The following is a 23,512-nucleotide window of genomic DNA, read 5'->3' as shown; positions in this document are numbered from 1 at the left end:
CGCGGCTCACTGGATCGCGCTAAAGAAGACCAGCTCTGAGCTGAGCGGCTGCGGCAGATTCACGCTGAGCCCCCGCATCAGCTCGCGGCCGGTCGCAGTGCGGTCGGGAGAGCTTGCATCCTGAAAATGCAGCTTGTATTTCTGCGCGGGGTCGACGCCGTCAAGGGTGAACTCATGCTGCGGCTCGTTCGGCACGCTACCGCGGAAGGCATACACGACGCCCTCGCCGCATGCGGGATCCCAGTACTCGATGCCATCCCAGTGCACGCCGTCAGGGCGCGATGTGATGTGGAATATCTCGGCATCGCGAATGAGCGGCCTCAGCTTCTCTTTGTAGAGGGCGATCGCCTGCTTCGCAGTCTCGTGTTGCGCGGGCGTCCACGCGGAAGTGTCCATCATTAGCGTCAGCCAGCCCATCATGCCGCTTCGCAACATGTAGAGGAAGTTTTCACGCCGCGGCGTTGGCCACTTTTCGACGTAGCTCTCGAGCATGGCCGGGGGGAGCATGTAGCTGGTGTCGTAGAAGGCGCGGCGGTTTGACAGCGGGTCGTAGCTATCGGTGATGGAGAAGTAGTCGCCATGCGCGGCGGAACCGAAGTCGACCATGCGGCCGCCGTCGTTGCAGATCTCGAAGATCAGACCGGGATGCGCGGCGCGGGTGCGCGCGTAGATGTCGTAGTAAGCGCGCGTTGCGTGATAGCTGACATCCGTGGAGTTATCGGCTGTGACGAAGTCGCCTCCCCACTCGTGCACCACTTTCATAGTGCTGCGGTTGGGCGGCGCGTGGGGGTGGTTGGAGCGCGTGCAGCCCTCGGCGACGAGGTAGCCGTCGTGCTCCAGCATGTCGAGGTGGTAGTCGTCGATAATGCGGTTGACTTCTTTAAGAGCGTAATCGCCGGCGGCGGGGACGCCGATGTCGATGGTCTGCCCCTTGAACTCTTCAGGCTTCCAGTCTGGTGCGACGTCGTTGACCAGCCAGTTGGCAACCTTCGGATCGCGGACGTTGAGCGCACCGGGTTGGGTGTCGAGCGCGGCCTGCGTCCAATCGACCCAGATGCCGAAGCGAAGGCCTTGCTTGTGGGCTTCATCGGCGATGGGGGCGAGCCCGTGGGGGAACTTCTTTGGATCGGGAAACCAATCGCCGACGCCGCGGAACCAGCCCGCATCGATGTGGAACATCTCCACGCCCAGCTCTTTCGATTCGCCGATCATGCGCAGAGCGAGGGGTTCGTCGACGGCCATGCCGCTACCCCAACTGTTGTTGACCACGTACGGATAGTGCGGATCCCGCCATGTGAGCTGGTTGCCGAGGACGGCTCGGACCCACGGCCGAAGCTGGTTCGCTGCGCTGTCGGGGCCGCCGCTGAATGCGCCGAGAAAGACGGTGGGGGTTTCGAAGGTGGCGCCGGGATTGAGTCGGGTGCGGAATGGGCCGGGTGCGGGATTGAGTCCGAGCGCCGTGGTGATGCGGTTGTTGGCGCGCTCGACGGAGATGCGGGTGCGGCCGCCGAACTCGATCCCTGCGTACCAGTTTTGTGTCCACGAAGTATCGGAGAAGACGAATTCGGCGGGGATGATTTCGCGAGGTTCGCCCGCCTGCCGGTCGCCGTAGGTGGAGGATGTACCGGTCCACTTGTAGCCGCCGGAGATAGTCTCGAGGTGCGTACCTTGTGGCGAGGGTTTGTCGGCGCCTTTCTCGACGTAGAAGTGGCGATAGGCGATGTTCGGCTCCGCATGGAACGCAAGGCGCAACGAATCGATCATCGGGAGCCAGACTTCGCGGGTGTCGAGATTCTTAACGGTAATGGTGTGCTCGACAGGGCCGAAGGAGGCACGCGCTTCCCATTTCCAGACGAGCCGCAGGTGGGGATTTTGCGATTCGTAGACGAGTGCGATTTTGTGCGGTTCGATGGTGTCGAGCGATTCATTGTGCTTCCACGTGAGCGGCGTCTGCGCGCCGTCGAACTCGACTGAAGCGGGCAGCGGCTCTTCTGCCAGGTTGGCGGCACCAGTTCCCGAGAGGCTTTGAATCCAGGTCAGTTTGGGACCGGCGTCGGAGGCGTTGATCGAGAGCACGATGTCAGAAGTGGCGATGGAAGGATCAGGCGGCCGCGGCGTGGCGGCATCCGCGGAGTTGAGCGCCGCCACTGCTGCGGTGAAGAAGAGAAGCGGAAAACCTGTCCGAAACATTGCAAGACATTCTCTCCGCATGAAGTGCGATTCGCCAATTACGAAATCAGATTCCTTTAGCTTTCAGTGATCCTCGTCGCGGAACATGGGGTGAGGGATCAGGCGGCGGTAGTCGTCGGGCGTGGCGTTGGCAAGGCATGCTTCGATGATGGTGCGGCCTAGCGGATCGAGTTCTGGGACCAGGAACTGCTGGAGTTCCTTCGCAAAGAACTCGCGCCATTGGCGAGCGCCTTCCTCGTAGACATCGAGGCCGCCCTGGATCTGCTCCTCCACGCGCAGGAAGACGCGTGGGATGATGGAGCCCTCCACCTTAAGCTGGCTGGGGATATATCCGAGCAGCGCACAGGGGGCTTCGTCCACCTGCTCGCGGCCGAACTTGGCGCTGCCGCGGCGGGCCAGGTATTCGCGGGCGATCCACTCGGCCATGAAGCCGACCTTCCATGCGCCAATATGCTGATTGGGGATAAGCACGTAGCGCGTCTCCGGCGTGTCGACAATCTGGCGCAGCAGCAGGTTGGCCTGATCCACGCGGCGGCCGGTCGCAAACGCCCAGTAGGAGCCGACGCCTTCCGATTGCATCTCCTTCGACTTGGAGGCCTGGATGCTGGGGTTGGCGTGACCGCGCGGGGCGACGAGCCGCCAGAGCCACGCGAGCGCCGGCGAGAGGACATGCATGAGGCCAAGGATCCCGTAGAGCCGGGCGTCTTTGTGGGTCGCGGGGCAGCGGACACCGAAGCTGCGGACGTCGACGGGGCGCGGTCCGGCGGCAATGTCGGCAATCATGCGGCGGGGCAGAATCACACGGGGATTGGGGCAGAGCTTGCCGGGCGCGTCTTCCACGTGCTCCCAGGTGAGGCAGGTGCCGCCGGGAACGATGTAGTGGTTGAGGAAGACGAGGGGTTCGGGCGGATCGATGCAGAGGCGCTCGAGGTTCGGTGCGGTTCCATACTCATGGATGTGATCCACGCGGACGAACCAGGCGTTTTCCGCGTCGGCGATGGTGAGACGGCCGCTGCGGCCCTGGTAGCTCGGGTGCGCGCAGGCCATATCGTCTGCGATGGGGCGCAGGTGGCAGGCCTCAGGTAGGTTGAGGGTGCGCTCCTCTTTGGTGATGACGTTGCGGCCGATGAGGAGGCGGCCGTCTTCCATGCGATGGACGGGCTCGGTCATCTCGGATTTGCCGCCGCCGGAGGCGCCTTCATGCATGAGGATGAGTTGGTTCTCGTAAGGCGTGATGACGGCGACCGCCGCGCAGTGGTTGGTCGTCCAACCCTCGCGCTCGCCGATGTCGAGGAGCATGGAGTAGACGCCTTTCTTCGCGCTGGGGCCGGGATAGAGGTTATAGGCAAACACTTCCTGGTGGCTCTCACTGCGGTGGTGCACAACGATTTGCTTTCCGCCGAAGTGGGTGTGGCGGAATGGTGGTGCGACAAAGAGCACTCCGCCCGTGATGCGGAAATTCGTGGGCACCTGGCTGCGTGGGATCATGCCTTGGAGATCGGCCAGCGCGGCAGCGAAGAACGAGGCCTGGCGCGGAACGATCAGGAGCGAGCCGTATCCGAGCTTGTCCTCGCCCGCGTAGAACGGCATGGCGACAAGTTCCTGAGTCTTGAGCCAGTCGAGTGTCTGCTGGCGCGTGTCGTCGAAGGTTCTCCCGAACCTTTCTGCGTACGTGGGTTTATCGGTTGGGGAAGAGTCGCCGATGACCATGGCGTCGGGGTCGCGGCGGCGCATGGCGGGGTCAGGGAAGTTGATGGCCAGTCCGTTGCGGGCCTTGGTAATGATGGCTTCGCAGACGCGGCCGTGGCCAGGCGTCTGGAAGTAGGCCTCGTAGACGCCATGATCGTAGCGGTTGCCGAGGGTCCAGTCGGTCTCGCCGGTGGTGCGGCCCAGCGCCCAGTCGAGAAGCTGGGAGCGCGTCTCGGGAGTCTGCACGAGGGGCGCGGCGCTGAGCACCTCCCGCACGTGGGCGGGGAGATCGAGGTCGGCCCAGCAGGACTGGAAATCAAGGACACCGAGGCTTAGGGCTGCAACGGCCATGGCGGGCTCACTTTCTGTGGGTTCGTTCAGGGAGTGCGCGCGACCTTGCGCCAAGGAATCCCCAGTTCTTTATTGCATTGGCGTACACGTTTGGCAGTGAGCCCCATCACGCTGCATGACCAACGTTCGCGCGACGGCCTGAGCCGCCTTGACACAAGCAGCCCTGCCCTTGATCCTTAACAGTTCTGGTCCTTTTGATTTTTTCTTTCTGAGGAAGGTAGCCACTTTTGCGGGTTCGCGTCTTCTATCACGACAAATGCTTCGATGGAGCCTGCTCGGCCTCGCTGTTCACCCGCTTTCACCGCGAATGCATCGCGGCGGACGCAGCTTACGAGTATCACGGCCTGGTGCATCGCGCGGGCGCTCTGTTTGACGAGGCGCAGTTCACGGGCGACGAGAACGCCATCGTCGACTTCAAGTACTCGGCTTCGCCGCGCATCACCTGGTGGTTCGACCACCACCTCTCGGCTTTCCTCACGCCGCAGGATCAGGCCCACTTCAAGGCTTGCGAACAGGACCCCACGTGCGCGTCCCGCAAGTTCTTCGACCCGACCTACACATCCTGCACCAGCTTTCTCGCCCATATCGGCGCTACGCGCTTCGGTTTCGACACCAAGCCGGTTGCCGATCTGATTCACTGGGCCAACATCGTGGACGGCGCGCTCTACGAAAGCCCGGAGAGCGCAGTTGAAATGGCCGCGCCGGCGATGAAGCTGACGCTGGTGATCGAGTCGATTCAGGACCCGACGTTCATTCCGCGGCTGATTCCGCTGCTGACGGAGATGCCGCTGAGCGAGGTGCTGGCGCAGCCGTTTGTCGCCGACCTTTTGCCGCCGCTGCTCGAACGCCACGAGCGCGACATCGCGCTGATTCGCAGCCGCAGCGAAGAGCGGGACGGCACGATCTTCTTCGATATCACGGACCACCCGACTGAGGGCTTCAACAAGTTCATCCCGTACTACCTGCATCCGCAGGCGACGTATTCGATCGGCTTGTCGAAGTCGAGCTTCCGGACCAAGGTCGCAGTGGGTTCGAACCCGTGGACCAAGGCCGATCCCGCGAAGATGGTGAATCTGGCCCAGGTCTGCGAGCGCTACGGCGGAGGCGGACATGCGCGCGTGGGCGCCATCAGCTTCCCGCCCGACCGCGAGGACGAGGCACGCAAAGCGGCGGCGGAGATTGTGGCGGAGCTGCGGGCTAAGAATCCGCTTTGATCGCTTTCGCAATCGTCGGCTCGCACTGGTCTTGGGACCAGCAGTCTGGCTCGTCAGCCGACCTCGAATGAAGCGACATTGGCCTATTTACTGGCAAGTAAATTTGGGAATTAGTTGTTGCGACAAGTTGTTTTGTGTCTATGGAATTCTGGATACGACCATCTTGCTTAAAATCTGCTTAATACGGAAATTTTGGCGAATATATGGAGAAGCAAAAACAGGGGGTGGGGTAGCTAATTTTCTAGTAACCCCAATACCTTTCTAGTTACTAGCCGTTTTGAGGGGAGCACGAACGGAACGGGCGGACTCAAAACGAGGATCAGGTAAGCAGGTCATGGCCGAAGAGGTTAAGTATGCCGTGGAAGGTGACGCCCGGACTGTGTTGGCCATCACAGGTGATGCAGCTCGTCGTGGCAGGTGAGCGTAACCTGCTGGGGCGGCCCGCTGGACCGCCAAACTTCCGCATCGCCAACCACTCGCCCAGAACGCGATATGATCGCCTGAGGATTTCCCGGCAAATGACTCTCAAAGAGAATCTTGCGGCCCTAGAGTCGTCGGTTTCGCAACTGAAGGCGGAGAGGGGCATAGGGCCACTGCAAAACGACATTTACGAAGCTATGGATGATCTGGGCCACCTCGGCCAGCGTGCCGTTGCGGGGGACACCCGGGTCAACTATCGCGTTCGCTCGGAGAGCGACTTAATGCTCTTTCAGAAGCTGCGCGAGTGCGTTTCTGCTGCGGGAGCCGAAGAGCGTTACCGGCCTCTTCTGGATCGGGCTGAGACACTGCTGGGACAAATAGCCGAAATACCGATCCCACCAGATGGACACCTCGGAGTGCTTGCGGTTCTCCGTAGCCGCTTTGACTTCTTGTTTGATCAGTATGGGTTCACTGTTGCGGATGAGCAGCCGACAGGCATGCGTATAACTCGCGGAGCCGTAGTGCTTGAGATTGGCTGGGCGACGCAATCTAGCCTCTCGTTCTCGATGAGACGGGGTGATTTGGGCGATTTCTGGCTTGAAGACTTGCTGTACCTCTGTGGGGATCAGCGTTACAAATCAGTTCCTCAAGCCATTCACTTAAGCACAGAACGAGATGTTGACGCTTGGTTCCAGTTCGTCTCGGACGCGTTGCGCCATCACGGAAATGAGCTACTGAGCGACAGCCCCGGGGCCTTCGTTCGCTTAGCACAGGCGCAAGCCCAACGCGATGCCGAATACGTCGCGAGGATGAACGCGAACGCTGGTAGATTTGGCAGTGGATTGCCTCAGCCCTGAGAGTTGCGCATTATCGTGGGCGAGTCACCGCCAATACTTCCCATTGCTGAAGATTCCGCATCCTGGAAGCCGCGTGAAAATTCGTCGCCGGAAGAGCTTTTCCGCAGGCTCTAAAGGCCCAGATCGGCGGCCCGCTTTTTCATCGCCTCGATGCAGAAGGCGATGTGGGCATCGAGATCGACGCCGAGTTCCGCGGCGCCCTGGATCACGTCCTGCCGGTTGACGCCCTTGGCGAAGGCCTTGTCCTTCATCTTCTTTTTCACGCTGGGGACCTCTACGTCGGCGATGGCTTTGGTGGGCTTGACCAGCGCGCAGGCGGTCAGGAAGCCGGCGAGTTCGTCGCAGGCAAACAGGACCTTGTCGAGGTGGGTGACGCGCGGCGTGCCGGAATACTCCGCGTGGCCGAGGATGGCCGTGCGCAGTTCCACGGGCCAGCCTTGCCGCTCGAGTTCGCGGACGCCGACGAACGGGTGCTCTTCGCGGGAGGGGTGGCGTTCGTAATCGAAGTCGTGGAGCAGAGCGGTGGTCGAGTACAGGTTCAGCAGGCTCTCGCGCTCGGCGCCGGACAGTCCCAGCCGATCGGCTTCGGCCTCTCCGTAGGCCGCGACGCAGGCCTCAACCGCCAGGGCATGCTTGCGGAGGCTGTCACTCTGGGTCCATTCCCGTAAGAGGCTGAGAGCCTGTTCGCGCCCGTACTGGTTCTGCTCGGTCATGTTTACTCCCATGTTGCAAATTTGGTTCGTGTTTCTTCGGGTTTTTCAGAGTATGATGGGGAAAACTTAGGGGCGACCCCAAGTTTCTACTTGACAATTATGGTTCACTCCCCCGACAGTAGCACATATGGTGGTGCAGAAATGCACCCCGGAGAACCCGCTCTGGCTCTCCGCACCAATACGATGGCGACTACTTTAGTGAGCGTCGATTCACGTGAAGTTGTCCGCTGCGAACATTGCGCGCTGGTTCAGTTCCGCACCAGCAACTCAATGTGCCGCCGCTGCCACAAACCCCTCGACATCGAGGAAGTACCTGTACTGGGGCCGGTGCCTGTACCGGACCGCCAGCCCACCACGACCGAAGCCGGGTTGCAGGTGGCTAACCAGGTGCGTGATATCCGCCGTGCTCGGCATCTGAGCCAGCGACAACTGGCCGGCCGGATGCAGGTGCCCCGCACCTACATTTCGAAGATCGAGAACGGCAAGGCGATTCCGACCCTGGGCTCGCTGGAGCGCCTGGCTGATGCCCTCGAGGTCGACGTGTGCCAGCTGGTCCGGGATACGCGGAGCCGCCGCGAGGAAGAAGTCACCTCGATTCTGGCGGATCCTTTCCTGGCGGAAATTGCTTCGCTGTTGCCGCGGATGGACTCGTTGCATCGCACGCTGTTCATGGGTGCGCTGCGCGACAAAGCCACGGGACAGCGCCGCACCGCCTAGCGAAAGGCCGCGACCTCCTCTCCTCAGGCACGGCTCCGGGCGCGCTCATGCAGCGTGTCCGGGGCTTGCGCCGCACCTACTGCGGCGTTTCGATGGCCAGGGGATGACGCGGCTGGTATAGGCCCAGACTGCTGCCGCCGGGCAGCGGGATGGATGTGACGACGCCCCAACCGGCTTCCTGGACGGGGCCACAGGTCACGCCCTTCATTTCCAGATTCATCATTGTTGCGCGCAGATCGCGGCACATCAGGTACACGGTGCTCGCAGCCAGATTTGTTCCGGCATGCTCAATGTGCGATTCGCCCGGATGAATTCCCATTTCCGCAGGCGGCAGGCCGAAGATTAGCCAGCCTTCACCGGCGTCTACCGCGCGGATCTCCAGGACATCACGCAGGAATGCCCGGTCGGCCTCCGGGTCGCGACTATAGAGCAGTAAATGTGTTCCAAGAAACATGGCGGCATGGTATACCCGGTTTGCCCATTAAGTCCCGAATTTGCATTGGTTGCCGGCCACCTCGAAGGTTCGACTTTGCATCGCAAATTAAATGGTCGTCATCCGGTTCGCAGCGCGCGCCGCTGACGTTACACTGAGTTAAGCGTTCTTTTTGGCGCAGGGCTCTATTGCAGGCAGCCGTTGAACAGCGCGAGCCCTTATCCAGAGGCAGATCTCTTTGCACCCAGCAGGCACGTTGCGAATTCATGAGCTCACACCGGAGGAGCGCGCGGTCTATGACACGCTCAAACCGGAACGCCTGCCCCAACACGTGGCCATCATCATGGATGGCAATGGGCGCTGGGCGGGCTCGCGGTCGCTGAAACGCTTTCTGGGTCATCAGCAGGGCGCCAAGAGCGTGCAGATGGTCACAGAGACGGCGTCGCGCATCGGGCTGCCCTGGCTGACGCTGTACGCATTCTCGCTGGAAAACAATTTGCGCCGTCCGCGCGCCGAAGTGAACTTCCTGATGCGATTGCTCAAGAGTTATCTCGAGGGCAATGTGAAGCGCATGATGGACAACAATGTGCGCATCCGCTATATCGGCCGGACGCACGAGCTGCCCGCGGGAGTGCAGGACACGATGCAGTGGGCGGCGGAGACGACAGCACGCAACACCGGCACTACGCTCACGCTGGCGTTGAACTACGGCGGCAGGTCAGAGATGGTGGACGCGATTCGCGGCCTTGTGGCGGAGATGAAGCACAAGCACATCGCGCCCAGCCACATCACCGAAGAGGACATCCATCGCCATCTCTACACAGCGCATATGCCCGATCCCGATCTGTTGATCAGGACCTCGGGGGAGATGCGAATCTCCAACTACCTTCTGTGGCAGATCGCCTATACAGAGATCTTTGTCACGGATCGCCTGTGGCCCGACTTCCGCGGGATCCACTTGCTGGAGGCGATTGCCGACTTCCAGCGGCGCGAACGGCGCTTTGGCGGCCTTGGCGATAACGTGCTGGCCACCGACGAAGAGGCCGAGCAGTACAAAATCGCCGTCAGCTAAAAGCCCCCGGGAGTTTCCGCAATTGACTCGCGGGCCTTTTTGCGCTGCTCCTCCTGCTCGGCGAGCAGCTTGTAGGCGATGTAGTACTTGTAGATGTTCGAGACGTAGCTGACCGTCTCGTTGCCGACCCGAGCCGCGGCGATTACTTCCACATTGTTGATCCAGATGTTGGGATCGAGGCCTTTGTCCGAAGCCTCCTGCCGCAGCTGCTTCACACGGTTCGGCCCGCAGTTATATGCGGCCATGGTGAAGAGCACCTTGTTCAGCTCATCCATAGGTTCGTTGCCGAAGTACTTCTCTTCGGTCTGGCGGAAATACTTGATGCCGGCGTGGATGTTGGCGTCCTGCTGAGTGATGTCGCCCACCTGCATCGATTTGCCGGTGGCGGGCATGAGCTGCATGATGCCGATGGCGCCCACCGGGCTCTTCACGTTCTGATTCAACCCTGACTCCTGATAGCCCTTCGCCATCATGAGCATGTAATCGGTGCCGTATTCGGCTGCGTACTTCTGGAACTGCGCGGAGGTGGCCTCGAAGTTCTTCATGGCCGAGGGAGAGACGGCCTGCTTGAGCATGTAGCCGCTTGTCACGTATCGCGAGACGAGTTCGCGGCCGAATGCGGTTCCCTCTTTGTGAGTGGTGAAGAACTGATTGAGGTCAGCCATCAGCTTGGGAGAGTCCTTGCGTATGGCCCAGGCGACTGTGCCGCCGGTGCTGATGGCCGTATCAGTCACCACTATCTTGGGTAGCAGTTTGCTCCAGAGTTTCGCGGTCCAGTCGCTCACAACCGTCATGGGCAACAGGCCGGAGTTGACCATCTCGAGCAGATCTTCGTCACCGAGATCGTCGGGGACGACCTGCAGCTTCACCTCTGGTTTGCCCTCGGTCTTGAAGCGCTGATTGAGAGCCTCGAGGTGTTCCCAGTAGCTGGATATTTTGCGGACAGAGACGGTCTTGCCTGAGAGGTCGTCGGCGGATGTAATTTGCGGGCCGCCGGGAGCGGTGACCACTACTTCGTTGATGCCGGTGTAGATGGGGTCGCAGAAGTCGGCGAGCATCTTGCGCTGATCGGTGACAGAAATTGCGCCGGCCAGGATATCGATCTTGCCTTTCTGCAGCATGTCCGCCGCATGATCGCGCGGCAATACGAACAGGACCACCAGGATCTTGAGGTTCTTGGTGGGCTGGGGATATTTCTTGTTGAGATATTTCTCCAGTTCCTTCCCGGTTTCGTACGCGGTTCCGTACTGCACGCCTTTGACCGTGTAGTAGAAGGTTTTGGAGTATGGAACGCCGATGCGGATGACCCGCTTCTTCAGCAACTCGTCGATGTCGCCCGTCCAGAGCTTTGTCTCCGTTGGAGGCGTAATTTGCTGTCTGCCTGATGCTTTCTCCTGAGCGTCCAGGTGGGGGAAGAAAGGGCAAGCGAAGGCAACACAGAGCAAGGAAACAGCCAAGGTGCGACTGTGGGTCTTCATGGCGCGGAATCTATCCTCGGGCTCTCCGAATAGCATCTGGCAAAAGATGCAGCTTCTGTGACATCGCCTCGGGGACTGACCGGCTGCTGAGAGACACGCACGACGGCTTGCTGAACTGGCATTTCTCCTAGTTCATGGAGGCGCGCGCCGGAGACATTCTCTCCAAATTGGATTCCTGTGACCTTTGGCTTCGGCGCGGACGATGTGAGTCCGGTGAGGAGTGCGCATGTCTTCAGATGCAAAGCAAGGCGGCCGCTTCGGTCTGCCGGAGTGGCTGACCTCCTATCGCAGTGACTGGCTGCGGCCCGATGTCATTGCGGGACTCACGGCGGCGGCGGTAGTCATTCCCAAATCGATGGCCTATACGAGCGTGGCGGGGCTGCCGCTGCAGGTCGGCCTCTACACGGCGTTTGTGCCGATGATCATCTATGCGATTCTTGGGACCTCGCGCGTGCTCAGCGTCAGCACGTCATCCACAATCGCGATTCTGACCGCCGCAGAGCTGAGCGCGGTTGCGCCGGGCGGAGATCAGGCCGCGCTTTTACGCGCCGCCGCGACGCTGACGCTGCTGGTGGGCGCAATGCTCGTCGCGGCGTGCTTTTTGCGGCTGGGCTTTGTGGCGAATTTTATTTCCGAGCCGGTGCTGATCGGATTCAAGGCGGGTATCGGCGTGGTGATCATCCTGGACCAGGCTCCGAAGCTATTCGGCACCCACATCGAAAAGGGGACGTTTCTGCACAACGTGCTGGCAACGATCCGCAGCGTGGCGGAGACGAATCCCATCACGCTGAGCGTTGCTGTAATCACTATTGCGCTGCTGATCGCCATGGAACACTACACGCCCAAGATTCCAGCGCCGTTGATTGCGGTGGGGGGCGGGATCGCGTGCGCTTATTTCCTGCATCTGACCGCGCACGGCGTAAGCGTGGTGGGGAATATTCCTAAGGGGCTTCCGTCGTTCACGGCTCCGTCGCTTGATATGGCCAGCCAACTATGGCCGGGTGCACTCGGGATAGCGTTGATGAGCTTTACCGAGACTATTGCGGCAGGACGCGCCTTTGCTGCGAACGACGAGCCGATGCCGCAGGCGAACCGGGAACTGTTCGCGACTGGACTTGCCAACGCTGGCGGGGCGCTGCTGGGAGCAATGCCGGGTGGAGGCGGAACGAGTCAGACCGCTGTGAATCGGCTTGCCGGAGCGCGAAGCCAGATGGCTGAGCTTGTGACCGCGGCCATGACGCTGGTGACGATGCTGCTGCTGGCTCCGCTGATCGCCATGATGCCGAATGCCACGCTGGCCTCGGTTGTCATTGTTTATACGGTCAGCATGATCAAGCCGAAGGAGTTCAAGGAGATTCTGGCGGTGCGCCGCACGGAGTTCATCTGGGCCCTGATTGCCTTTGCGGGCGTAATGCTGGTGGGGACGCTGAAAGGCATCATCGTGGCGATCATCGCGTCGATTATTGGGCTCGCCTACCAGGTTGCGAATCCACATGTGTACCGGCTGGGCCGCAAGCCTGGGACAAACATCTTCCGGCCGCGCAGCGATGAACACCCCGAAGATGAGAGCTTCCCGGGGCTGCTGATCCTGCGGCCCGAAGGACGAATCTTCTTCGCGAACGCAGAGCAATTGGCGCACAAAGTCCGGCACGAAATCGAGGAAGTACAGCCCCGGGTCGTCGCTCTCGATATGCGCGCCATCTTCGACCTCGAGTACACGGCACTCAAGATGCTGGGTGAGGCGGAGAGGAAATCGCGGGAGGGCGGCGTTCGCCTTTGGCTCGTGGGCATGAACCCCGAGGTTCTTTCCGTGGTGCAGCGATCATCGTTGGGCGAGGCGTTGGGGCGCGAAGGCATGCACTTCAACCTTGAAACGGCAGTGACGAAGTACCTGGGCGAGCAGGTTCCGACCGAGGCCGAAGTGATCGCCTGAGCTGTCTGCCCAGTTCTGCCAAATGGCGCAATATATTTGCCATTTGGCATGAATCTGCGATAGGATGCTCCTTATGAGTAGAGCGATCGCGGCACGCGGATTTATCACCGAATCGATGATGGGAGCGGGGTCAACCGACACCAATCGGCTGATTCGCGAGATTGAGCAGGGCTTGCCCCTCAGGGCAATGGAGTCGCTGTCGTTGGGGTTGGGGCTGGCGCTTCCGGATTTGGCGACTCATCTGGGCATTCCGGCGCGCACGCTGGCCCGGCGCAAGACGGCGGGGCGGCTGAGCCCGGACGAATCCGAGCGGGTAGTGCGAGTGGCCCGCCTGCTGGAGAAGGCCCTGGCACTGTTTGACTGGGAGAGCAGCGAGGCGCGGCAGTGGCTGCGGGAACCGAAGCAGGCACTGGCCGGGCAGAGCCCGCTCGATTATGCGCGGACGGAGATTGGAGCCCGCGAGGTGGAGAACCTGCTAGGGCGGCTTGAGCACGGGGTCTTTTCTTGAAGCTTTCCGGGTGGCGGATTGTGCATGAGCGCCATACGGCCCAGGCGTTCAGCGGAGAAGGCGCGCGGCTCTATGGCGGGCGGTGGAATTCGGCGGGCGTGGCCGTGGTGTATACCGCCGGGTCGCGGGCACTGGCGGCACTGGAGATGCTGGTGCACCTGGACTCGCCGCGGGTTCTGAAGCGCTATGTGCTGCGTCGCGTAGAGTTCGATGAGCGGCTCCTGAGGAAACTGGAGCCGGGCGAGATTCCGTCCGACTGGCGCGAAAATCCGCCGCCCCGCAGCACGCAAGCGATCGGAGACAAATGGATCAAGGGCGCCGGTAGCGCAGTGTTTCGGGTGCCGAGCGTGGTGGTGCCGGAAGAGTGGAACTATCTGCTGAACCCGGCGCACCCCGACTTCGACAAGGTCGAGATCGCTGAGCCCGCGAAGTTCGATTTTGACCCAAGACTCGGCAGAGGTTGAGGCGCCCGTGAGCCGCGGCGAATGCCCTGCCCCGGTGCTGTATTCTCAAACGCAAGAATGAAACGAGTTATCACGGCCGCCGTCCTTATCCCCATTGTTTTCGTGATTGTGTTTTTGCCGCCGCACTGGCAATGGCTTTTTGTGGCCGCCACTGCGGTTGTGGCCGCGCTGGCCGGGTGGGAATATCTGGGGCTGGCCAAGGAGCTCGGGGCCGATCCGCCGCGCCTCGTTGTGGGCGTGGCCATTGTGGCGTTGTTCGTAGCTTCGTATCGATGGCCGGACCAGGTGGCTCCTACCCTCGGGATACTGTCGCTGTTTCTGCTGTTGTGGTGCACGTTCCTGAGCCCTATCAACCGGGTGCTGCCGGACGCATCAAGCTCAGTGTTTGGGCTGCTCTACACGGGTCTTACGCTGGTGTCTTTGCCGGCGTTGAAGCAGCAGTCGAATGGGCCGTCGTTGCTGGTGTTTCTGTTCTGCGCAGTTTGGGCGGGAGATACGACTGCCCTTTACGTGGGGCGTGCATGGGGACGGCACAAGCTGGCGCCTTCGATCAGCCCCAACAAGTCGTGGGAGGGCGCGGTGGCATCTGTGGTGGGCAGCGTGGCTGTGACTGGCCTGTTGCTCGCGCTGGCAGACTACCTGAGTACGCACTTCAACACGATGGCGCTGTCGTTCTCTGAGGATCCGGTTTGGTACTGGCTGGTGCTGTCGGCATTCCTGAACGTGGTGGCGCAGGTGGGCGATCTTGCTGAGTCGGCGCTCAAGCGCTCGGCTGGCGTGAAGGATTCAGGGACGATTCTGCCGGGACACGGCGGCGTGCTGGATCGCATCGATGCGCTGCTGCTGGCTGCGCCGACACTGTGGTACGTCCAGCTCATTCACCATTCGTTTTAAACAACGAGGTTGGCGCACCAGGAAATGACCTGGCCGATGTGTCCGCCGTCACGGGCGCTTGTGCTCAAGGGCATTCGCGCACGAATTCGGGCTTAGAATGTCTCCACATCACTCGTCGCCTCCGGCAAGCCACAGCGCTTGCAACCGGCTGCACCGGCAAGCGGTGCGGCTACAACGCAACATGGAGGGACCATCATGGCATCAGTCATCCATCCTCCTTCGTTTCCATCTACGTCTCCGCCCGATCCAACGCAGAACGGACAGCCGTCCGTTCCTCCGCCGGGATTGAGGACGCAAACTCTCAAGCACCTCGTTCAATCCTCGGTGTACCCATTCAACGAGCTGGCGGACGAGTATTTCTACAACGTGAGCAAAACGGACGCACAGGCCGTTCACGCCTGGGCAAAACGGGCCGGGACAGTGATCGCGGGATCGATCGTCTACGTGGCTCCAGGCAAAGACCCGAAGTTCTTTGCCGATGTCTACGAGTTCCTTTCGCCGAGCAAGGACGACGGAGAGAGAGCGCGCGAAGAAGTTCGAGGGCTTTGTGTACCGGGTGTCGGCAGCTCCGTTCTTGGAGCTGTGGGTCTTGCACGGGACGTTTGTATCGCCAGGGGTATCCCGGTTGCGGGGGTGGTTGCAGGATACGGCCTCCGTGAGCTGCTCAACGAAGCCGTGGGTGGAGCGCTGTATTTCCGCGAGACCAACCAGCTCGAGTTCGCGCTGGAGAATACCCGGCGCGGGTTGTCCTCGCTGGTCGCCGGACTCGGTCTGCTGCCCATGATTGAGACGGTGGACTCGCTTGGGGGCGGACCAACGATTCAATCAGTGAAAGCTCTGCTGCGTGACGGGCGATTGCCGCACCTGGAATTTCTGGTTGGACACAGTAAAGGCAACATGGTCCTCAGCGGTGCACTGGGCGAGCTCTTCTGTGAGAAGGCTCCGATCACGCAACTGGATCAGGTAACGATCGTTTTGCTTAGCGCCATTTGCGCTCTGCCCAAAGTGGGCAAGAAGCAGGTCCAGATTATCGGCGCGCTCGATCCGCTGGGCTGGGCGAATTCGCGGCTCGGGGTCGCGCACAAAGTCGTGCTGAATGCGGCACATCATCTAAACAAAGAAATTCCGCTGTATCTGGATGCGGTGGCGGAACTAAAGGCGATCTAAAGCAACACAGAGAGCCCGGCGCCCGTGTACGCGCACGGGCGCCCGCCGCCGTTCAGCGCAGCGGCAGTCGCCGAGGTCCGACCGCGGTCAGATCGCAGCGACTGCCCTTATCATGGAGGGAAGCACTTTCTCGGATTGGAAGCGAACAAAGCATTGAAACGACTCGCGATTCTCGGCTCGACCGGCTCCATTGGACAAAGCACGCTCTCCATCGTTGAGCAGTTTCCCGAGCGCTACAGCGTGACGGCGCTGGCGGCAGGCCGTAACGTCGATGAGGCGCTTGCGCAGGCGGTGCACTGGCGGCCGAAGGTGGTCTCAGTGGCGACCGCTGAGCTGGCGGACCAGCTAGCGGCGCGGCTGCGCGAGGCGGGGGCTTCGGGCATTGACGTGGCACACGGCACGGAAGGGACGGTCGCCTGCTCTACGCATGCTGACGCCGATTTTGTGGTTTCCGCTATCGTCGGCGTAGCCGGCCTGGAGGCGACGCACGCGGCGATCCTGGCCGGAAAGCCAGTGGGGCTCGCCAATAAGGAGTGCATGGTTGCCGCCGGGGAGATCCTGACGGCGGCTGCGCGGGCGGGGAACGTGCCGATTCTGCCGATCGACAGCGAGCACAACGCGGTGCACCAGTGCATGCGGGTGGGCGAGCACAAGGAAGTGAGGTACATCTGGCTGACGGCTTCGGGCGGGCCGTTCCGGCAGACTCCGATTGAGGCGTTCGCGTCCATTTCGCCGGAGCAGGCCCTGAAGCATCCAACGTGGGTGATGGGACGCCGGATCACGATCGATTCCGCCACGATGCTGAACAAGGGGCTCGAGGTGATCGAGGCCTGCAGGCTGTTCGATGTACCTCCGAGCCAAGTTCGCGTCACGGTGCATCCGCAATCGACGGTGCACTCGCTGGTGGAGTATGTGGATGGGTCGATTTTGGCGCAGATTTCGGTGACCGACATGCGCCTGCCGATTCTGTACGCGCTGGCGTATCCGGAGCGGCCGGCGTCGAACCTGACGTTCGATCTGGCGGCACTGCGGCACCTGGACTTCGATCCGCCGGATTTTGAACGGTTCCCTTGCCTGCGGCTTGCGTTTGAGGCCGCGGAAAAAGGCGGGGCGCACTGCATCGCGCTGAACGCCGCCGATGAGGTTGCGGTGGAGGCCTTCCTGGACCGCCGCATCCCATTTACCGGGATAGCAGATACAATTGCAAGAGTGCTCGCTGACACCCCGGAGACGCACCCGGCGACCATTGCCGAGGTCCTGGCCGAAGACCGGCAGGCACGGGAAAGAGCTCGTGCGCTGTTGAACTAACCTCCCGGGGCGCCAAAGGATACGTTTTTCTTCTATGCAGGATCTTCATACAGTTGTAGTCGCCGTTTTCGCTTTCATTGTCCTGATCGGGATCATGGTGGTGGTCCATGAATTCGGACATTTCGCCGTTGCCAAGCTGTGCGGCGTGCGGGTTGAGGCGTTCTCCATCGGCTTTGGGCCGCGGCTGTTCGGCATCAAGAGAGGCGACACCGACTACAAGGTCTGCCTGCTGCCTCTGGGCGGCTACGTGAAGATGACGGGAGAGACGCCGGACCAGATTCAGGCAGGCGATGCGCCGGATACGAGCCGACCTGACTACGACCCCGGATCGTTCACCAATCATCCGCGCTGGCAGCGCATGCTGATCGGCGTGGCAGGCCCGGTGGCCAACTTCATTTTGGCTTTCGTGCTGATGGTGTTCTATTACGGATTCATCAACGAAGTTCCGCAGCACCAGGTGACGACGGCGAACATCGAGTGGGTTGCGCCCGACTCAAGCGCGGCGCATGCCGGCTTCCAGACCGGCGACTTGATTACGAGCTTCGACGGCGTGAAGAATCCTGACTGGATCCAGGTGGATAACCAGTCGCAGTTGAACGTGAACCAGACTGTTCCCGTAACGGTGGACCGCAACGGCACGCCGATCAATCTTTCACTGCAGATTCCATCGCTGCCCAAGGGCGAGTACGCGGTTGACCTCAGCGACGCCGGCATTGAGCCGCAGGTGATGAAGGGGCCGATCCAGGTGCAGGAGGTCCAGCCGGGCACTCCCGCGGAGAAGGCCGGGCTGAAGGCGGGCGACCAGATCGTATCGGTGGACGGCAACCCGTTCCACTATGTCGGCACGCTGCTGGCCTATATGAAGGCCTACGCGGGCAAGACGATGGCGCTGGAAGTGGTGCGGAACGGACAGCACATAACGCTGAATGCTACGCCGGAGAAGCAGCCTGATTCGAATTGGAGGCTGGGGTTTGCGGCGGTGAATCCGCCGATGCGCCGCCAGCCCGTTCCGATTCGCGTGGCAGTGGCGAAGTCGAAGAGCTTCTGCGAGTACAACTCGACGCTGATTGTGGAAGTGCTGGGGCGGCTGTTCACGCGCAAGGTGGCGATGTCGCAGCTCTCAGGGCCGGTGGGCATTGCGCGCATGGCGGGCCAGGCCGCAGAGACCGACATCTGGTTCCCGAAGTTCTATACGGCCGCGGCCATCAGCATCAATCTCGGCATTTTGAACCTGATGCCCTTCCCCATTCTCGATGGCGGGCTGATTCTGCTGCTGCTGATTGAGAGCGTGCTGCGCCACGACATCAGCATGGCCGTGAAAGAACGCATCTACCAGGCTGCGTTTGTGGTTCTGGTAGTGTTCTTCGCTTTCGTGATCTTCAACGACGTGACGAAACTGCCGTGGTTTAATCACGTACACCCGTGAAAGACAGGGATTAGGCATTAGGGAATAGGGATTAGAAAACCCCTGCTCCCTATTTGCTACTCCCTACTGCCTGCTCTTATGCCTGTTACCTCACACGTTCGCGTACGTTACGCCGAAACCGACCAGATGGGCATTGTCTACTATGCCAATTACCTGGTGTGGTTCGAGATTGGCCGCGTGGAGCTGCTGCGCTCGCTTGGCCTGGCCTACAGCCAGATGGAGAAGGATCACAAGCTGATCCTTCCGGTGGTAGAGTCCAACTGCCGTTACAGATCGCCCGCGCGGTATGACGACGAAATTCTGATCGAGACACGCCCCGAACTGCTGCGCGGAGCCGTGCTGAAGTTTGCCTATCGCATCCTGCGCAAGAACGCGGACGACAAACACGCGCATCTGCTGGCTGAGGGCGAGACTACGCACGTGGTCTGCGACGAGAATATGCAGAAGCAGCATCTGCCGCATGATTATGCGGCGGCGCTGCGGAAGCTGATGGAATAGTCGAGCGATCTTTTTGCAATCGCGTATCCTATGGCCATGGAAGTGATTTTCGAAGTTCGCGAGGCGGAAGAAGGCGGTTATACGGCCCGTGCGCTGGGCTACGCCATCTTCACTGAAGCTGAAACCTGGGACGAGCTGCGCGACAACGTCCGCGAGGTCACTGCACTGCATTTTGAAGATGAGGACGTAAAGCCGAAGATCGTCCAACTACACTTCATCAAGGACGAACTGGTCCCTCTTGAGGCAGCATGAAATTACCAGGGGACGTTTCGGCTTCACGGCTGATTCGCGTTCTCGAGCACCTCGGATACCAGGTACTCCGCCAAAGAGGCAGTCATATCCGGCTTCGTCACGATGGGCCTCCGCAGCACTCCGTCTCGGTGCCCAATCATGATCCACTCAAGAAAGGCACGCTGCACGGCATCGTGTCTGAGGTGGCGCGAGCGCGATCAATGTTGCTGGAAGACCTGATCGGCCAACTTTAGATCGCGGCATCGATCCTGATAACCTAAAGGTATGAAATTCGGCGTTACGGTCTTTCCGGGTTCGAACTGCGATCACGATACCTACAACGTGATCGAGAGCATCGCGCATAAGCCGGTCACGTTCTTGTGGCACGATTCGCCGGATTTGCAGGGTGTGGACGCGATCCTGGTGCCGGGCGGCTTTGCCTATGGCGACTACCTGCGGACGGGTGCGATTGCGCGCTTTTCGCCGGTGATGGAGTCGGTGAAGAAGTTCGCGGCCAAGGGCGGGCTGGTGCTGGGCATCTGCAACGGGTTCCAGATTCTGACCGAAGCCGGACTGCTGCCGGGCGCGCTGATGCGCAACGCCGGGCTGAAGTACATCTGCAAGCAGGTGCACCTGCGCACCGAGACGACGAACAGCGCGTTCACCGGTACGCTGCAGAAGGGCGAGGTGCTGCAGATTCCCATCGGGCACATGGAAGGCAACTACTTCTGCACGCCTGAGGAACTGCGCCGGCTTGAGGCGGAGGATCGGATTGCGTTTCGGTATGCGACGCCCGAGGGCGAGATCACGCCCGAGGCGAATCCGAACGGGTCGCTCGGCAACATCGCCGGCATTCTCAATGAAGGCCGCAATGTGCTGGGCATGATGCCGCATCCGGACCGGTCGAGCGAGTCGCTGCTGGGCTCGGCGGATGGATGGAAGATCTTCGAGTCGATGGTGGGGGCTCTGGCGGCAAAATAGAGAAGAACAGCCGGTAGCTTATAGCCTGCAGCCTTAGCCCTACCGCTACCGACTTCCAGCTACGGGCTACTGGCTTCTGGCTTCCACCAGTTAGAGCGGAGTTCATCGCCCTTGATTACCTCTGCTGGTTGGCCGGGTGCGGGCGACCACAGCTTCAGGTTTTCCACTGCAAACATGTATTCAATCGGCTGGCGCCAGTGGTGCAGGGCGAGGTCAAACAGGCCCCAGTGAATGGGCATCAGCAGTCCGCTGCTGCCGAGCGCGCGAAAGCTGCGCACGGCGCCTTCGGGCCCCATGTGGATCTGCGCCCAGAGCGGATTGGACGCGCCGATCTCGAGCATCGTGAGATCGAAGGGGCCGAAGCGCGCGCCGATCTCCTCGAAGCCGGACCACTCGCCGGAATCGGCTCCGTAGTAGACACGGCGGGTGGGGCCGATGAGCGCGAACGAGGCCCAGAGGGTCTGCATTCGGTTGAAGAGGCTGCGGCCGGAGAAGTGGCGCGCGGGCAGAGCTGTAATGGCGATGGGGCCCGCATGCACGGTGTCCATCCAGTCGAGTTCCCTGCAGCGGGCGCGATCGAGGCCCATTTCTTCGAGGATGGAACCGACGCCGAGCGGGGCGATCCAGCGTGCGCTGCGCGTGGCAGGCAGGTTCGCGAGCGTGCGCATGGTCCCGGCGCCGAGGTGGTCGTAGTGATCGTGAGAGATCAGCACTACGTCGATGGGCGGGAGCTGCTCAAGCGGCAGCGTTGGCGCGAAGAATCGCTTTGGGCCGGACCAGGTTGTTGGTGAAGCGCGCTCTTCCCATACGGGGTCGATGAGGATGCGGATGCCATCGAGTTCAACCAGTGAAGACGCGTGCCCGAACCAGGTGACGCGCAGGCCGGTGCGAGTGAGTTCGTCGAAGATGCGTGGATCAGTCTTGAATGGGCCGAGCTGGTGCTTTGGCGAGCGCGCTTTCGAGCCGAGAAAGAACTCCGGGCCGATCTTGAACATGACGGAAAGGCCGCCTACCTCCGTAGGCACAGGGTTCAGGAAGCGGCGGCTTTCGCGCCGGGCCGGCACCAGATAACTCATTGCTATGAGATGGAATTACGCGCCGAGGGATTCGTTGGAGCACGGCGAAAATGACTAAGCGGCAACTCCATTACGCGGCTCCTCCATCGAAGCTTAATGCCGCGACAGCTCGCGAGGCGGCGCTGATCCCATAGGGCGAGCGGGCCCCCAAATACTTCATCGTTCCGATTTATTCCGGCTTGATTATTTCCCCGAGAAGGAACGATTTATGAAAAGTATTCTACGGATCACGTTTTGCGCGATGCTGGGATTGCTTCTGTGGCGACCCGCAGCAGCGCAGCTCTCGATCAGCGTCAGTTTCGCGCCTCCCGCGCTACCCGTTTACGAGCAGCCCGCGTGCCCCGGAGAGGGCTATATGTGGGTGCCTGGATACTGGGCCTATGACTCCGACATCGAGGACTACTACTGGGTTCCCGGAACCTGGGTGATGGCGCCCCAGCGAGGCCTCTTGTGGACCCCCGCATGGTGGGGCTGGGATAACGACGGTTATCGGTTCCACGATGGCTATTGGGCAAACGAGGTCGGCTACTACGGTGGCATCGATTATGGATACGGGTACTCTGGCCGTGGATACGAAGGCGGCAGATGGGAAAACGATCATTTCTACTACAACCGCGCGGTGACGAACGTGAATGTGACGAACGTCCGCAACGTGTACGAGGACAGGACCGTCATCGTGAACCGCACCGAGAACCGCGTGAGCTACAACGGCGGCCAGGGCGGCGTTATGATGCGCGCCACTCCGCAGGAAGAACGCGTAATGCATGAGCGGCACTTCCCTCCGGCGCAGCCGCAGATTCAGAACCGCACGATGGCACGGTCCAATCCCGAGTTCAGAGCTTCGAGGAATCAGGGAAGGCCGCCGATAGCGGCAACGGCCCGTCCGGCGGAGTTCCGCGGTCGCGCTGTGGTGCCGGCCAAGGCGGCGGGAGCGCCGTATCATCCGCCTGCCAACCGAGCGGAGCGAGGGAGTGGCAACGAACCCAACGGTGCCAATGCTGCCAATCAACGGCGCGAGCAGGAACAGCAACGAGCCGCCGAGCAGCAGAAAGCAACGCAGCAGCAAAGAGCGGTGCAGCAGCGCAACCAGGAACAGCAAAGGACCGCGCAACAGCACAACGAGCAACAGAGAGCGACGCAGCAGCGGAACCAGGAACAACAGCGGGCTGCCGAGCAGCAGCGCAACAAGGAGCAACAACAGCAGAGGACGGCGCAGCAGCACAACGAGCAGCAAAGAGCGGTGCAACAGCGCAATCAAGAGCAACAGCGCAACGAGGAACAGCAACGGGCTGCCGAGCAGCGGAACCAGCAGCAGCAGCGAGCAGCGCAGCAACACCAGGAGCAGCAGAAAGCTCAGCAACAGCGACAGGAGCAGCAACGGGCTGCTGAGCAACGTAAGGGTGAGCAACAGCAGCAGGTGCAACAGCGGGCAGCACAGCAGCGCACTCAGGAGCAGCAAAGAGCGGTTCAGCAGCAGGCTCAGCAGAGAGAGCAACAGCAGCGGCAGGAGCAACAACAACAGCGAGCGACCCAGCAGCAGGCGCAGCAGCGAGCGCAAGAGCAGAGGCAAGCGCAACAGCGTAATGAAGAGCAGCAGAGGGTAGCTCAGCAGCGGCAGCAACAGCAGCAGCAACAGCAGAGACAGCAGCAACAAGCCGCCAGGCAGGAGATGAACGCCGAGAAGCAGCAGCAGGCACAGCAGCGGCAGCAGCAACAAAAGCAGCAGGCAGAACAGCGCCGTTCAGAACAGCAGAACGTCACGCGGCAAAGACAACAGGAGCAGCCGAAACCTCAGCCGCAGCAGCATCCGAAGGAACGTCCACCGCAACAGTAGAGCGGTTGCGTTTCGTTCAAGCAACACATTTGTCGGACCCGGAGAGGCAGCAATGCTT

22 protein-coding genes are annotated in these 23,512 nt (G+C 61.1%); 16 read left to right on the top strand and 6 right to left on the bottom strand.

Annotated elements, in window-relative coordinates; genetic code table 11:
• Positions 1-6: 6 nt before the first annotated feature.
• Positions 7-2,190 carry a glycoside hydrolase family 36 protein gene (locus MOP44_RS16530; RefSeq protein WP_260791292.1) on the bottom strand — a complete coding sequence of 728 codons (2,184 nt, stop codon included), beginning with the start codon at positions 2,188-2,190 and terminating at the stop codon, positions 7-9.
• A 63-nt stretch (positions 2,191-2,253) separates the two neighbouring features.
• On the bottom strand, positions 2,254-4,230 hold the full coding sequence (locus MOP44_RS16525; RefSeq protein WP_260791291.1) for a DUF4914 family protein: 1,977 nt from the start codon (positions 4,228-4,230) through the stop codon (positions 2,254-2,256).
• A 227-nt stretch (positions 4,231-4,457) separates the two neighbouring features.
• Between MOP44_RS16525 and MOP44_RS16520 the strand changes: the two genes are divergently transcribed.
• Complete coding sequence (locus MOP44_RS16520; RefSeq protein WP_260791290.1) at positions 4,458-5,444, top strand: DHH family phosphoesterase; 987 nt, start codon at positions 4,458-4,460, stop codon at positions 5,442-5,444.
• A gap of 518 nt (positions 5,445-5,962) precedes the next feature.
• Complete coding sequence (locus MOP44_RS16515; protein ID WP_260791288.1) at positions 5,963-6,721, top strand: hypothetical protein; 759 nt, start codon at positions 5,963-5,965, stop codon at positions 6,719-6,721.
• Positions 6,722-6,831: 110 nt separating this feature from the next.
• Here MOP44_RS16515 and MOP44_RS16510 read toward each other — a convergent pair whose 3' ends face one another.
• Positions 6,832-7,434 carry an HAD family hydrolase gene (locus MOP44_RS16510; protein ID WP_260791286.1) on the bottom strand — a complete coding sequence of 201 codons (603 nt, stop codon included), beginning with the start codon at positions 7,432-7,434 and terminating at the stop codon, positions 6,832-6,834.
• A 198-nt stretch (positions 7,435-7,632) separates the two neighbouring features.
• Between MOP44_RS16510 and MOP44_RS16505 the strand changes: the two genes are divergently transcribed.
• A complete protein-coding gene (locus MOP44_RS16505; protein ID WP_260791284.1) occupies positions 7,633-8,151 on the top strand; it encodes a helix-turn-helix domain-containing protein in 519 nt (172 codons plus the stop codon).
• 76 nt (positions 8,152-8,227) lie between these two features.
• Here MOP44_RS16505 and MOP44_RS16500 read toward each other — a convergent pair whose 3' ends face one another.
• Complete coding sequence (locus MOP44_RS16500; RefSeq protein WP_260791282.1) at positions 8,228-8,605, bottom strand: VOC family protein; 378 nt, start codon at positions 8,603-8,605, stop codon at positions 8,228-8,230.
• Positions 8,606-8,840: 235 nt separating this feature from the next.
• On the opposite strand from MOP44_RS16500, the gene MOP44_RS16495 reads away from it, so the two are divergent.
• Positions 8,841-9,656, top strand: a complete 816-nt coding sequence (locus MOP44_RS16495; protein ID WP_260791280.1) for an isoprenyl transferase — start codon at positions 8,841-8,843, stop codon at positions 9,654-9,656.
• Here the strand turns inward: MOP44_RS16495 and MOP44_RS16490 are convergent.
• A complete protein-coding gene (locus MOP44_RS16490; RefSeq protein WP_260791278.1) occupies positions 9,653-11,134 on the bottom strand; it encodes an MltF family protein in 1,482 nt (493 codons plus the stop codon). The two genes, MOP44_RS16495 and MOP44_RS16490, sit on opposite strands and share 4 nt — an antisense overlap.
• A gap of 226 nt (positions 11,135-11,360) precedes the next feature.
• Here MOP44_RS16490 and MOP44_RS16485 point away from each other — a divergent pair, with 226 nt between their 5' ends.
• The 11 genes from MOP44_RS16485 to purQ all read left to right on the top strand — a co-directional run bounded on the left by MOP44_RS16485 (position 11,361) and on the right by purQ (position 20,544).
• Complete coding sequence (locus MOP44_RS16485) at positions 11,361-13,067, top strand: SulP family inorganic anion transporter (protein ID WP_260791276.1); 1,707 nt, start codon at positions 11,361-11,363, stop codon at positions 13,065-13,067.
• A gap of 73 nt (positions 13,068-13,140) precedes the next feature.
• A complete protein-coding gene (parS, locus tag MOP44_RS16480) occupies positions 13,141-13,575 on the top strand; it encodes a type II RES/Xre toxin-antitoxin system antitoxin (protein WP_260791274.1) in 435 nt (144 codons plus the stop codon).
• Positions 13,572-14,039, top strand: a complete 468-nt coding sequence (locus MOP44_RS16475) for an RES family NAD+ phosphorylase (RefSeq protein WP_260791272.1) — start codon at positions 13,572-13,574, stop codon at positions 14,037-14,039. Before parS ends, MOP44_RS16475 begins: the two co-directional genes overlap by 4 nt.
• A 57-nt stretch (positions 14,040-14,096) precedes the next feature.
• Positions 14,097-14,933 (top strand): phosphatidate cytidylyltransferase, encoded by an 837-nt coding sequence (locus tag MOP44_RS16470; RefSeq protein WP_260791270.1) that lies wholly within the window; start codon positions 14,097-14,099, stop codon positions 14,931-14,933.
• A gap of 195 nt (positions 14,934-15,128) precedes the next feature.
• Positions 15,129-16,100 carry a hypothetical protein gene (locus tag MOP44_RS16465; RefSeq protein WP_260791269.1) on the top strand — a complete coding sequence of 324 codons (972 nt, stop codon included), beginning with the start codon at positions 15,129-15,131 and terminating at the stop codon, positions 16,098-16,100.
• Positions 16,101-16,253: 153 nt separating this feature from the next.
• Entirely contained in the window at positions 16,254-17,408 is a 1,155-nt protein-coding gene (gene dxr, locus MOP44_RS16460) for a 1-deoxy-D-xylulose-5-phosphate reductoisomerase (RefSeq protein WP_260791268.1), read from the top strand.
• Positions 17,409-17,442: 34 nt separating this feature from the next.
• A complete protein-coding gene (rseP, locus tag MOP44_RS16455; RefSeq protein ID WP_260791267.1) occupies positions 17,443-18,834 on the top strand; it encodes an RIP metalloprotease RseP in 1,392 nt (463 codons plus the stop codon).
• Positions 18,835-18,912: 78 nt separating this feature from the next.
• Complete coding sequence (locus MOP44_RS16450; protein WP_260791266.1) at positions 18,913-19,332, top strand: acyl-CoA thioesterase; 420 nt, start codon at positions 18,913-18,915, stop codon at positions 19,330-19,332.
• Between the two features lie 36 nt (positions 19,333-19,368).
• Positions 19,369-19,584, top strand: a complete 216-nt coding sequence (locus MOP44_RS16445) for a 2-phospho-L-lactate guanylyltransferase (protein WP_260791265.1) — start codon at positions 19,369-19,371, stop codon at positions 19,582-19,584.
• Positions 19,581-19,817: a type II toxin-antitoxin system HicA family toxin gene (locus MOP44_RS16440; RefSeq protein ID WP_260791264.1), complete on the top strand. Its 237-nt coding sequence runs from the start codon at positions 19,581-19,583 to the stop codon at positions 19,815-19,817. The genes MOP44_RS16445 and MOP44_RS16440 overlap by 4 nt, the downstream gene beginning before the upstream one ends.
• 31 nt (positions 19,818-19,848) lie before the next feature.
• Complete coding sequence (gene purQ / locus MOP44_RS16435; protein WP_260791263.1) at positions 19,849-20,544, top strand: phosphoribosylformylglycinamidine synthase subunit PurQ; 696 nt, start codon at positions 19,849-19,851, stop codon at positions 20,542-20,544.
• 59 nt (positions 20,545-20,603) lie between these two features.
• Here purQ and MOP44_RS16430 read toward each other — a convergent pair whose 3' ends face one another.
• On the bottom strand, positions 20,604-21,620 hold the full coding sequence (locus tag MOP44_RS16430; protein ID WP_260791262.1) for an MBL fold metallo-hydrolase: 1,017 nt from the start codon (positions 21,618-21,620) through the stop codon (positions 20,604-20,606).
• A gap of 208 nt (positions 21,621-21,828) precedes the next feature.
• Here MOP44_RS16430 and MOP44_RS16425 point away from each other — a divergent pair, with 208 nt between their 5' ends.
• Positions 21,829-23,454, top strand: coding sequence for a YXWGXW repeat-containing protein (locus MOP44_RS16425; protein ID WP_260791260.1), 1,626 nt, complete (start codon positions 21,829-21,831; stop codon positions 23,452-23,454).
• The last annotated feature ends 58 nt before the right edge of the window (positions 23,455-23,512 follow it).

Origin of the sequence: Occallatibacter riparius (genome assembly GCF_025264625.1) — a bacterium.
Taxonomy (GTDB): Bacteria; Acidobacteriota; Terriglobia; order Terriglobales; family Acidobacteriaceae; genus Telmatobacter; species Telmatobacter riparius.
Note: the sequence above shows the minus strand (reverse complement) of the source record. Positions and strands in the feature narration are given on the sequence as shown.